Annotated in this window: 13 protein-coding genes; all 13 read left to right on the forward strand. The window is 31.9% G+C overall.

The genetic code is table 11. The features are described from left to right. The first annotated feature begins 58 nt into the window (after positions 1-58). The 13 genes from BR82_RS0102905 (at position 59) to BR82_RS0102965 (ending at position 12,682) form a co-directional block, all read left to right on the forward strand. A complete protein-coding gene (locus BR82_RS0102905) occupies positions 59-4,378 on the forward strand; it encodes a PolC-type DNA polymerase III (protein WP_027088950.1) in 4,320 nt (1,439 codons plus the stop codon). Between the two features lie 97 nt (positions 4,379-4,475). Then, entirely contained in the window at positions 4,476-4,943 is a 468-nt protein-coding gene (locus tag BR82_RS0102910) for a ribosome maturation factor RimP (RefSeq protein ID WP_024720586.1), read from the forward strand. A gap of 12 nt (positions 4,944-4,955) precedes the next feature. Continuing rightward, positions 4,956-6,260 (forward strand): transcription termination factor NusA, encoded by a 1,305-nt coding sequence (gene nusA, locus BR82_RS0102915; RefSeq protein ID WP_024720585.1) that lies wholly within the window; start codon positions 4,956-4,958, stop codon positions 6,258-6,260. A gap of 12 nt (positions 6,261-6,272) precedes the next feature. Next, positions 6,273-6,530, forward strand: a complete 258-nt coding sequence (rnpM, locus tag BR82_RS0102920) for an RNase P modulator RnpM (protein ID WP_027088951.1) — start codon at positions 6,273-6,275, stop codon at positions 6,528-6,530. Beyond that, a complete protein-coding gene (locus BR82_RS0102925) occupies positions 6,523-6,819 on the forward strand; it encodes a L7Ae/L30e/S12e/Gadd45 family ribosomal protein (RefSeq protein ID WP_027088952.1) in 297 nt (98 codons plus the stop codon). Before rnpM ends, BR82_RS0102925 begins: the two co-directional genes overlap by 8 nt. A gap of 4 nt (positions 6,820-6,823) precedes the next feature. Continuing rightward, positions 6,824-8,674, forward strand: coding sequence for a translation initiation factor IF-2 (gene infB / locus BR82_RS0102930; RefSeq protein ID WP_027088953.1), 1,851 nt, complete (start codon positions 6,824-6,826; stop codon positions 8,672-8,674). Positions 8,675-8,682: 8 nt separating this feature from the next. Then, positions 8,683-9,030: a 30S ribosome-binding factor RbfA gene (gene rbfA / locus BR82_RS0102935; RefSeq protein WP_024720582.1), complete on the forward strand. Its 348-nt coding sequence runs from the start codon at positions 8,683-8,685 to the stop codon at positions 9,028-9,030. Between the two features lie 115 nt (positions 9,031-9,145). Then, positions 9,146-10,069: a DUF4062 domain-containing protein gene (locus BR82_RS16250; RefSeq protein WP_051592725.1), complete on the forward strand. Its 924-nt coding sequence runs from the start codon at positions 9,146-9,148 to the stop codon at positions 10,067-10,069. Positions 10,070-10,110: 41 nt separating this feature from the next. Beyond that, a complete protein-coding gene (locus BR82_RS0102945) occupies positions 10,111-10,989 on the forward strand; it encodes an aldose 1-epimerase family protein (RefSeq protein ID WP_027088954.1) in 879 nt (292 codons plus the stop codon). A gap of 38 nt (positions 10,990-11,027) precedes the next feature. Next, entirely contained in the window at positions 11,028-11,201 is a 174-nt protein-coding gene (locus BR82_RS16610; protein ID WP_081721093.1) for a sporulation protein Cse60, read from the forward strand. Between the two features lie 63 nt (positions 11,202-11,264). After that, entirely contained in the window at positions 11,265-11,414 is a 150-nt protein-coding gene (locus BR82_RS16615) for a DUF1540 domain-containing protein (protein WP_081721092.1), read from the forward strand. A gap of 64 nt (positions 11,415-11,478) precedes the next feature. Beyond that, on the forward strand, positions 11,479-11,982 hold the full coding sequence (locus tag BR82_RS0102960; protein WP_024720579.1) for a hypothetical protein: 504 nt from the start codon (positions 11,479-11,481) through the stop codon (positions 11,980-11,982). Further along, complete coding sequence (locus tag BR82_RS0102965) at positions 11,963-12,682, forward strand: pseudouridine synthase (RefSeq protein ID WP_027088955.1); 720 nt, start codon at positions 11,963-11,965, stop codon at positions 12,680-12,682. The genes BR82_RS0102960 and BR82_RS0102965 overlap by 20 nt, the downstream gene beginning before the upstream one ends. The last annotated feature ends 20 nt before the right edge of the window (positions 12,683-12,702 follow it).

Consider the following 12,702-nt stretch of genomic DNA (forward strand, 5'->3'; position numbering starts at 1 on the left):
TTCCCTTTTCTTATGTTATAATAACAAATATGAATTTAAAGATCGATGAGGTGAGATGATGGAGGATAGACTATTAATATTATTAAAGAATTTAAAGATTGATGAACAAGTACAGTTTTTAAAAAAAGGTCTTATATCGAAAGTAGTGGTTGGTAAGGATGATAGTTATACGTTCTATTTATCATATCCGCAGCTAATACCATTTGATGAATATCAGTTGTTGTTGCAGGGAGCTCAAAATTTTCCCTATCCTGTAAAATATCGCATCAATTATGAAAATACTGATTTTACGGTTGAGCAATTATTACCATATGTAGGATATCTTTTAGAAAAATTGAAACAAGAATATCCAGTTTGTTCAACTTTAACAATAGATAGTTTTAAAATTGGATCAATTATAAAAATAGAGACTTGTAACGAAATCCAGCTAGAACAACTATCCCAATTAAAAAGTCAAATTGAAACTCTTTTTGCGGGAGTTGGTATCGATAGACCATTTGATTTTTATATCGATGAAAATAATGATATTTTCAAAGATATCAAAGAAGAAATGGAAGCTTATGAACCAGTAGAAATAGATATGTCATTATTACAAAAAAACGAAAAACCACCTGTTCAGGAAAATAATTATAAAAACAATTACCGTCAAAAAGGTAATGTCATTGAAATGAAGATAGAAGAAATAACTAATCAAACGATGGAGAATAATATCGTGATCAAGGGATATGTATTTAAAACGGATATGGTTAAAACCAGAGCCGGAAAGCATATTCAAAGTCTTTGGGTAACTGATTATACAGATTCTATTATCGTTAAAAGGTTTGAAAATAATTCTAATAATTCCCTTGAAGAGTTAAAAGTAATTGGTAAAGGGAATGTTTGGGTCAAAGTGCGCGGTGAAGCACGTTTTGATAGTTTTGCCCATGAAACAGTATTGATGGCGCGTGAAGTTGAAGTAATTAAAAGTCCTGCCGCAAGAAAGGATACATGTGAGACAAAACGAGTTGAATTACATACACATTCAAAAATGTCAGCAATGGATGGTATTGGAACGATCAGTCAATATATAAATACGGCAGCATCATGGGGACATAAGGCTATAGCAGTGACAGATCATGGAAATGTCCAATCTTTTCCTGAGGCTCAAATGGCTAGTTTGAAAGCGGGTATCAAAATGATCTATGGAGTAGAGTTCAATATGATCGATCCAACTTTAAATATTGTCTATAATCCAATCGATACTTCAATTGAACACGCCACATATGTATCATTTGACTTAGAAACAACTGGTCTTTCAGTTATTCATGATGGCATAACGGAATTTGGTGCTGTAAAAATTAGAAATGGTGAGGTCATCGACCGGATGCAAAGATTTATTAATCCTGGCAAGATAATTTCTTCTAGAATTACTAATCTTACTAATATTACTAATGATATGGTTAAAAATGAACCTACTATTGATGCCATTTTACCGGATATTTTAGAATTTTTTGATGATTGTATCTTAGTTGCTCATAATGCGAATTTTGATATTGGCTTTTTAAATGAGAATTTAAGAAGAAATAATTTACCAGAAATAACTAATCCAATCATTGATTCATTAGCTCTAGCAAGAGCTATCTTAAAACCAATGAAATCATATCGATTGGGAAATGTCTGTCGTACTTATCGGGTTAATTATGATGATGAAGTTGCCCATCGTGCTGATTATGATGCTCAGGTTTTAGGTGATGTTTTTACTTTGATGATTCATCAAATCATGCAGGGGGGAAAATATAATTTATTAGATTTATGTGAATTAACAGGTGATGATGTTTATAAAATTGTTTATCCTTATCATATGACAGCGTTAGCTTTAAATAAAACGGGATTAAAGAACATGTTTAAATTAGTAAGTGAAGCTAATACTAAATATTTTCATGGTGAATCAAGGATTCCTAAAGAGCGTTTGGAATATTATCATGAAGGTTTGATTTATGGCAGCAGCTGTTATAATGGTGATGTTTTTGAAGCAGCTTTAAATCTTTCTGATGATAAATTAGAAAAGGCCATGGCATTTTATGATTATATAGAAATTCAGCCGTTAGAAGATTACTATCATTTAATTGAACGAGGTAAACTTCAAGATCGTGATGAATTAATTAAGTCATTACATCGTATCGTCGATTGTGCTAAAAAATTAAATAAACTGATCGTTGCTACCGGAGATGTTCATTTTTTAGATCTTAAAGATAAGATTTTTAGAGATGTCTTTATTTCTAACCCGACAATCGGAATAGGACATAAAGCACATCCCTTATGTGATCGTCGTAATCCTAAAGCTAAAAATCCTTCTCAGTATTTACGAACTACAAATGAGATGCTGGAATGTTATCCTTATTTACCACAAGAAGAAGTATATGAATACGTTGTAACTAATACTAATAAAATTGCTGATATGATTGAAGAAATCAAACCAGTACATGATAAATTATATACGCCAAAAATTGATGGTGCAGATGAAAATTTGAAAAAACTTTGTTATGAAACAGCTTATAAAACATATGGTAATCCCTTACCAGAAATCGTTGAAAAGCGTTTAGAAAAAGAATTAAGTAACATCATCAAACATGGTTTTGGGGTCATTTATTATATTTCCCATTTATTAGTAAAGAAATCTAATGATGATGGATATCTGGTTGGTTCAAGGGGATCGGTAGGATCTTCTTTTGTAGCCACGATGTCAGGAATTACCGAGGTTAATCCGTTACCGCCACATTATGTTTGTTTGAATTGTTCTTATAGTGAATTTTTAGATGAAGGTGTTATTGCCGATGGTTATGATCTTGAAGATAAGGTTTGTCCTAAATGCGGAAAGATAATGAAAGGCGAAGGACACAATATTCCTTTTGAAACCTTCCTTGGTTTTAATGCTGATAAAGTACCAGATATCGATCTTAATTTCTCAGGTGAATATCAAGCTAATGCCCATGCTTTTACTAAAGAAATCTTCGGTGAAGATCATGTCTTTAGAGCCGGAACAATTTCGACAGTAGCGGAAAAAACTGCTTATGGTTATGCCAAGGGCTATGCTGAATTAATGGGGACTGATCAAACGATCAGAAGTGCTGAATTAGAGAGAATCGCAGCTGGCTGTGGTGGTGTCAAGCGAACTACGGGACAGCATCCTGGGGGAATAATTGTCATTCCTCGGGATATGGATGTTTTTGATTTTACTCCTTACCAATATCCTGCCGACGATCTAACGGCAGCATGGAAAACGACACACTTCGATTTCCATGCGATTCATGACAATGTCTTAAAATTTGATATTTTAGGGCATGTCGATCCTACGGTTACTAGAGCTTTACAAGATCTAACCGGAGTCGATCCTAAGACGATTCCCACGAATGATAAAAAAGTAATGTCTTTATTTACTAGTAGTGAAGCTTTAGGCTGTAATCTAGACTTTATTGGTTGTAAAAATGGTGCGCTGGGCTTACCCGAGTTTGGAACGACTTTTGTTCGCGGCATGCTGGATCAAACGCAGCCTAAGTCATTTAGTGATCTAGTTATCATTTCAGGATTATCTCATGGTACGGATGTTTATTTGGGCAATGCTGAAAGTTTAATTAAATCAGGAACTTGTACGCTTTCGGAAGTAATCGGATGTCGTGATGATATCATGGTTTATTTGATTGAAAAGGGCTTACCAAATAAAGATGCATTTGATATTATGGAATGTGTTCGTAAGGGAAAATCACCAGCCGTTTTTCCGGAGAAAAAGTATGAAGAATTAATGAAAAAATATAACGTACCACAGTGGTATATTGATTCATGTAAAAAAATCAAGTACATGTTTCCCAAAGCCCATGCAGTGGCTTATGTTCTTTCAGCAATTCGAGTAGCCTGGTGGAAAGTTTATTATCCTCGCGAATATTATGCAGTTTATTTTTCGACAAGATGTGATTTTTATGAAATAGATACCTTGATCCAAGGAAAAGATGCCATCATGGCAAGACGTGAAGAAATTACGCGGCTTCGAGCTGAGCGAAGTGCTTCAAATAAAGATGAGGGATTATGGGATGTATTTGAAATTGCTTTAGAGATGATTGAACGAGGGTTCCATTTTAGTCCAATCAGTTTGGAATATTCACAAGCGAGTAAGTTTATTCTTGATCCTAATGATGATCATGCTTTGATTCCCCCATTTAGTGCTATTGATGCTTTAGGTGATGCGGTAGCTAAAACTGTTATTGAAGCGCGTGAAAAAGGGCCGTTTTTGTCAAAAGAAGATGTTATCAAACGAACTAAATTAAATAATTCACATATTAAGACACTTACAAAAATGGGTGTATTTAATGGGATGCAGGAAAGAAATCAATTATCACTTTTTTAAAAGGTTGCAATATAAATTAAAATGTGCTATTATATAGACAGTTTCATAGGAAGCGAGTGGGGCAACCCACTCTTTATTATTGAATAGAGGTGAAATGATGGAACTTTTGGATAAGATTAAAATGATGATTGAACCAATTTTACAAAGTAACGATGTTTATCTTGATGATATTGAATATGTTCAAGATAAAGGGGAGTGGTATCTTAGAATCTTTATTGAAAAAAATGAAGGATTTTTAGATATGGATACTTGTGTAGCTGTAAGTGAAGCGATTAGCCAGAAACTCGATGAAGAAGATCCGATTCAAGGAGAATATTATTTGGAAGTTTCTTCACCGGGAATCGAAAAACCGTTAAAAACATTTGAACAGGTTAAAAAATCGATCGGTAAATATGTTTATGCTAAATTTTATGATCCGATTGCGGGGATGGATGAAGTTGAAGGTTATATTAAGACAATTGAAGATGAAGTGATTGAATTTGAATATTTGGTCAAAAATATTAAGAAAAAGATTAAGATTGACTATAACAATATTAAATTTATTAGACTAGCTGTGAAATTTTAGGAGGAAAAAAAAGTGGCAAGTAAAAAATTCATGGACGCATTAAATCTATTAATTGAAGAAAAAGGAATTGAAAAAGAAGTTTTCTTAGATATGTTAAAAGAATCAATTGCAAAAGCATACAAGAAAAATTATTTAAATCCTGATGCTAATGTCCGTGTTGAAATTAATGAAAAAACGGGTAAGTTTAGACTATTTGAATTAAGAACGGTAGTTGAAGATCTTGAAGATGAAGATATTGAATTATCTTTAGAAGAAGCTCAAGCTATCAATCCTTTTTATAAAGTAGGAGATGTTGTTGAAACAGAAGCTGATGTTGAACATATTGGGCGTTTAGCAGCAATTCAAACTAAACAGCTGTTTAGACAAAAAATTCGCGAAACTGAAAAAGAAACACTTTATAATGAATTTGCAGATAAAAAAGATGATATTATTACGGGAATCGTTGATCGGGTAGAAGATAAGTTTGCAATTATCAATATTGGTAAAACTGGAGCTTTTTTAGCAATAAATCAACAAATTCCTGGTGAAAAGATCAAAGAAGGTCAACATTTGAAAGTTTATGTTAATGATGTTGATCGTGGTACAAAAGGAACTCATATTGTCGTTAGTAGAACCGAACCAAATTTTGTTAAGCGTTTATTTGAATTAGAAGTGCCTGAAGTATATGAAGGAATCGTTGAAATCAAAGCTGTTTCTCGGGAACCTGGCGAAAGAAGTAAAGTAGCTGTTTATACTAGCCATGAAAATGTTGATCCAATTGGTTCATGTGTAGGACCTAAAGGAAGCCGAGTTAAAAATGTCGTTGATGAATTAAATGGTGAAATGATCGATATTATTATTTGGAGTAGTGATCCAGTTGTCTTTATTTCAAATGCTTTAAGTCCATCTGATGTTAAATATGTTACTGTTAATGAAGATGATCATAGTGCTTTAGTAATCGTACCTGATGATCAGTTGTCTTTAGCAATCGGTAAACGTGGTCAAAATGCCCGTTTAGCAGTACGTCTTACGGGATGGAAGATCGATATAAAATCAGTCAGTGAAGCTTTAGAACTTGGTTTAGTGACATTAGATGAAATTGATAATGAACCAAAAGATTCACCTGTTGATACTGGCTTTGAAGAAGAATTCGCTCAAGAAATGTTAGAAAAGACAGCAGCTGAAGCAATTGAAGATGATGAAACAGAAGCAGTTGAAGTGACACCAGTTAAAAAAGTCTTTGAATATGAAGATTTTGAAGATTTAGATGATGATTACAATAAGTATGATGAAGAAATCGATTATGATGAATATGATAAATATTATGATGCTGATTAAGGAGTGATGATCTTGCATAAAATACCATTGAGAAAATGTTTGGCTACTGGAGAACAGTTGCCAAAAAAAGAAATGATAAGGGTCGTTCGTAATAAGGAAGGCGAAGTATTCGTTGATCCGACGGGAAAGATGAATGGTCGTGGTGCGTATTTAAAAAGAAGTAAGGCAGCTTTTGAAACGGCAAAAAAGAAAAAAGTTTTAGCCCGAGCTTTACAAGTTGAAATTCCTGAGCAGATTTTTGAAGAATTGGAAAAATATGCAAATGAATAATTTTTTAAATACCTTAGGTCTAGCTAGTCGGGCTCGTAAAATCGTTACAGGAGAAACATTAATAAATAAAATTAGATCTAATGGGGTATATTTCGTAGTTATTGCTAGTGATGCAAGTGATAATAGTAAGAAGAAGATTACAGATAAATGTACTAGTTATAATGTTGATTATGTTATTGCTAGTAACATTAGTGAACTTTCTAAAGCAATCGGTAAAAATAATCGTGTCGCAATAGGAATTACAGATAGAGGATTTGCTAAAAATTTAAAAGAAAAGATAGGAGGGTGAAGTTATGGTAAAACAAAATAAACATTCAAAAAATAAAAAGGGTGCATCAAAAAAGAAACAATTGAAATCTAATTTTCCTACTAAGAAAGAAGAAGTAGTTAAAGATGGAGTAATTGTATATGAAGAAGGAATCACAGTTGGACAATTAGCAGAAAAAATTGGTCAAACACCTGCTAATGTTATTAAAGTATTATTTTTATTAGGAACGATGGTGACGATCAATTCTTCATTGAATGATGAACAAGTTGAATTAATATGTTTAGAATACGGTTTTGAAGCTGAAAAACATGTTGAAGTAAGTGAAGTTAATTTTGAAGAAATCGATATCGTAGATGATGAAAAAGACTTAGTACCACGTTGTCCAGTGGTTACAATAATGGGACATGTTGATCATGGAAAAACAACATTATTAGATACAATTAGAAAATCTGCTGTTGTTGAAGGAGAATTTGGTGGAATTACTCAGCACATTGGTGCTTACCAGGTTGATGTAAATGGAAAAAAAGTAACTTTTTTAGACACTCCAGGTCATGAAGCTTTTACAGCAATGAGAGCTCGTGGGGCCCAGGTAACGGATATTGTAATTATTGTTGTTGCTGCTGATGATGGTGTTATGCCACAAACTAAAGAAGCTATCGATCATGCTAAAGCAGCTGGGGTTCCAATCGTTGTTGCCGTCAATAAGATCGATAAAGAAGGTGCTGATCCTGAAAGAATCAAAGGAGAAATGTCTGAATATGGTCTTTTACCTGAAGACTGGGGTGGAGATACCGTGTATTGTGAAATCTCAGCTAAAAAGGGAATCGGAATCGAAGAATTATTAGAAACTTTAACTGTAGTTGCGGAATTGGCAGATTTAAAAGCTAATCCTAATCGTTATGCATACGGTAGTGTCGTTGAGGGTAAATTAGATAAGGGACGTGGACCAGTAGCAACTTTATTAGTTGAAAATGGAACATTAAGAGCCGGTGATCCCATCGTTGTTGGTACGGCATTTGGTCGCGTTCGTCAAATGTTAGATGATCGTGGTAAAATTATTAAAGAAGCTTTACCAGCAACACCTGTAGAAATTACGGGATTAAATGAAGTACCTGTAGCTGGTGATAAATTTATGGCTTTTGAAACTGAAAAACAGGCACGTAGTGTTGGAGAATCACGTTTGAAAGCTAAACAGGATAAGGAACGTAGTACGGGAGCAGCTTTATCACTTGATGATTTATTTTCACAAATCAAAGATGGTGAGGTCATTGATTTAAATATTATTGTTAAAGCTGATGTTCAAGGTACAGCTGAAGCGGTCAAAGCTTCACTTGAAAAAATAAATGTTGATGGTGTAAGAGTTAATGTAATTCGTTCAACAGCAGGTGGAATTTCAGAATCTGATGTATTATTAGCGACAGCATCTAAAGCAATTATTTATGGTTTTAATGTTCGTCCTAATGCTAAAGTTCGGCAAAAAGCAGAAGAGGAAGGCATTGAGATCCGTTTGCATAATATTATTTATAAGATGGTTGAAGAAATCGAAACAGCGATGAAAGGAATGCTTGCTCCTGAAGTGAAAGAAGTAGTTACTGGACAAGCTGAAATTCGTCAAATTATTAAAGTTTCCAAAGTTGGTAATATTGCTGGATGCTATGTTACTGATGGATTTATTCGTCGTAATTGTGGAGTACGCTTACTTCGTGATGGTGTTGTTGTATATGAAGGTAAATTAGGATCATTGAAACGTTTCCAAGATGATGTAAAAGAAGTTGCCAGTGGTTTTGAATGTGGTTTAAGTATTGAAAACTTTAATGATATTAAAGAAGGCGATATTGTTGAAGGCTATATCATGGAAGAAGTAGAAATTAAGTAGGTGATTAAATGGCTTTAAAGAAAGAAAAAGTTAGTGGTATTATTCAAAGAGAATTATCACAGATCCTTCAAACAGAAGTACGTGATCCTAAAATTGGTTTTTGTACGATCACAGCAGTTGATTTGACTAATGATTTATCGATTGCTAAAATTTATGTAACTTTTTTAGGTAAAGATTTTGATACACGTAAGGGAATGCAGGCATTAGAGCGTTCAAAAGGGTTTATTCGTTCATTGCTTGCTAAGCGTCTTACTATTCGTAAAGTGCCTGAATTATATTTTGTCAACGATACTTCTTTAGAGTATGGAAATAAGATTGAAAAGATAATAGATGATCTAAATCATCATGGTGAATAATTTTTAAGGTTTTGATTTATTAGTTCAGTGAAACTAAAAGATCAAAACCTTTTTTGTTTGTTGTAGGAAAATCTTTTAAATGATATAATTAAAATATTAAAGAAAGGGGAAAACTATGGCAAATGTAATTTTGAAACAGCATATACCCATTTTTGTTTCATCAACCTACGAAGATTTGATTCCATATCGTGATCAAGTTAAAGAAGTTATCGTTAGATTAGAACAAATAGTAAAAGGAATGGAATATTTTGGTTCTAGTCCAAGTAATTCACTAGCAACCTGTTTATCTCAGGTAAGAGAAAGTAAAGTATTTATTTCAATCATTGCTATGCGTTATGGTTCAGTTCATGAAGAGTTTGATCTTTCCTATTCAGAACTAGAATATAATGAGGCTATAAAAAATAACGTTCCTACTCTAGTTTATATTTTGGATGATAATCATCCAATTCCTCCTAAATTTGTTGATACCGGAATTAAAGCAGAAAAATTGAAAAAAATACATACTGTTAGTTTTTTTACTACACCTGAGGATTTAAGAGATAAAGTTAGTAGAGATCTAGTAGATACTTTAAGCGGATTAGAGGAAAAAATTAAATTTGATATCGAAAGAAACCGTGAATTTGAAATAAAAAGTGAAAATTTAAATAAAGAGATCATTAATGAATTTTATCTTCGCCCTAAAAAACATGCTGGTAAAGAAGGAAAAATAAAATTGCAAATGGTTGATGAACCATTTACCGTAAAAAGTGAAATTGTAAATTCCATAGGTCTAACAATTGGTGATACGATCGGTCGAGAAGTAAATATTCTTGATTTTGAAACTAATGAAAATATTGGAAGAGAAACATCATATATTTATGCTGATGGAGAAAATGCTGACTGGTTGGAAAAACTGGCTGTTAATGATGTAGTAGAAGTAAAAGTTCGTTTGAATTACTGTGTTGTAAAAGAAAAAAGAACTGCTGATGGTGAAATCATCTCTGATTTAACTGATGTAGTGTATAATTGTTTGATTTTATTAGAATTTGAAAAGAAATAATTTAAGATATATTATTTTGGAAAGGTATGCAGGTAAAGAAAATGATTACATTAAAAAATGATTTTTTAGAAGTACAATTAGCTAATAAAGGTGCTGAAATTATTAAAATTATTGGTCAAAAAGATCAAATAAATTATATGTGGCGTCGTGATCCGATTCAATGGGGGAGTAGTGCACCAGTTTTATTTCCGATAGTTGGCGCTTTACAAAATAATGAATGTCGTATCGATGGTAAGACATACAGTATGACGCAACATGGTTTTTCACGTCATAATGAATATCAGGCAAATCAAATTAGTGACCAGAAAGTAGTTTTTACACTTACATCAAATGAAGAGATCGTTAAACAATATCCATATTTATTTAAATTAGATGTTATTTATACTTTAAATGAGAATATTTTAACATGTAATTTTAAAGTAACAAATATTGATGAAAAAGAAATATATTTTCAAATTGGGGGACATCCAGCATTTGCTTGTCCATTTATGGAAAATGAATCTAGTAACGATTATTATTTGGAATTTAGTGAAAATGAAACTTTGGCACGTAAAATTTTGAATCTTGAAAAAAAGGGAATCACTCATGAAACAGAAAGTTTTTTAGATAATGAAAGAAGATTTTTTATTCGTCAAAAATTGTTCAGTAATGATACGATCATCTTAGAAAATTTTAAATCGAAAAAAATTGCATTAAAATCTTTGAATCATGATAAATCATTGGTAGTTCATATGGACGGTTTTAAACACTTAGGAATATGGGCGGCTAAACATGTAGGTGGACTTGTTGCTATTGAACCTTGGTTTGGACATAGTGACTATGTCGATTTTACTGGGGAATTTAAAGATAAAGAAGGAATTATCGCTTTAAAACCTAATGAAGTATTTGAAGCAGCATTAAAAATTGAAATCAACCAATAATGACAAAAATTTTATGATCTACAAATTATAATCTAATTATGAAAATAAAAATAATTGAAAAAACTCATGAATTAGATTTAGAAGATGAAATCAATGAATTTATCGCTAAAAAAGATCCTAAAATCTTAGCAATTCATTATCAAGTAGCAATGACTTTTTCTAGTGAGCTAGAATATAGTTTTAGCTGTTTGATCGAATATGAGGATAAATAATTATTTATCCTTTTTTTGAATAGTTTCTTTAAAACTGCTAAAACTAGTAATGGAGGTGATTCCATGGCAAAAGATGTATGTTGTCATGTTGACAATTGTGTATACAATCATAATTGTAAGTGTGATGCCCAAGAAATTACAGTATGTAATTGTAGATGTAATGAAGCAAAAGAAGTTAAAGAAACTGCTTGTGAAACTTTTAAATGTAGATAGGAACTTCGGTTCCTATTTATTTTATTGTTTTATAAAAAGTGCTATAATGGTTACGGTGAAGAATATGAAAAGAATTGTTTTTATTATTATATGTAGTATATTGTTGACAGGCTGTTTTAATAATAGCTTAGACGATGATAAAAATGATAAATTATATAAACAATATAAAATATATGAAGAGATGCTCAATGAGTCTAAAAACTATCAGGATGGTAGTGATGAGTTTTCAATCAGATTAATTATCAATAAAATAGATGATGAGACAAATCGCTATGATGTTGTTATTGACAGTCCTAAAATAAATATGTATCATTTACAAGCAATCGCAAAAGTTGAACAAGATGAAAGTGCGAGTTTACCTAATTTAGGAATTCTTGAAGATGATGTATTTTCACTCGTCCCTAATGTTATAGATAAAGAAAAAGGAATTTATAAAGGTGTAAATTTATCTGGGATCACGACAAAAAAAGAGTTTAATGTATTAGTTTATTTAACTTTTTATAACGATGAAAATGGTAAAGAAAAAGAAGAGAGGTTTATAAGATTATATGGTAATGCGATTAGATAAATTGTTAGCTAATTATGGAATGGGAACTAGAAAAGAGGTCAAAGCTTTTATTAGAAAAGGATATGTTACAGTAAATGGAGAAATAATAAAAAAAGATGACTATAAAGTTGATTATGAAAAAGATATAATTGTTTTTGATGGTGAAAAGGTCAATTATCGGCCTTATGTATATATAATGCTTAATAAACCACAAGGATATGTTAGTGCTACCAAAGATAATGTTCATCCTACTGTAATAGATTTAATCATTGGTTATGAAAATTATGATTTATTTCCAGTTGGAAGATTAGATATTGATACAGAAGGTTTGTTGTTAATAAGCAATGATGGTGATTTTGCTCATAAATTGATGGCACCTAGTCGAAATCATTCTAAAATATATATAGCTGAAGTTGAAGGAATCATGAATGAAAATGATATTGCTGCTTTTAAAGAAGGAATTGTTTTAGATAATGGTTATAAATGTAAAAAAGCTAATTTACAAATACTAGAAACTGGTGAAGCTTTTTGTAAGGTACAAATTGAAATTTTTGAGGGCAAATTTCATCAGGTGAAAAAGATGGTTGAAGCCTGTGGCAAACATGTAACATATTTGAAGCGCTTAAAAATTAAAGATTTATCATTAGATCGTAGTTTAGAATTAGGTGATTTTCGTGAACTTACTGATGAGGAATTGGTCGACTTGATGAATGATTTATGATAGAATATGCATATATGTAA

This window comes from Thomasclavelia saccharogumia DSM 17460 (genome assembly GCF_000686665.1).
GTDB classification, from domain to species: Bacteria; Bacillota_I; Bacilli_A; order Erysipelotrichales; family Coprobacillaceae; genus Thomasclavelia; species Thomasclavelia saccharogumia.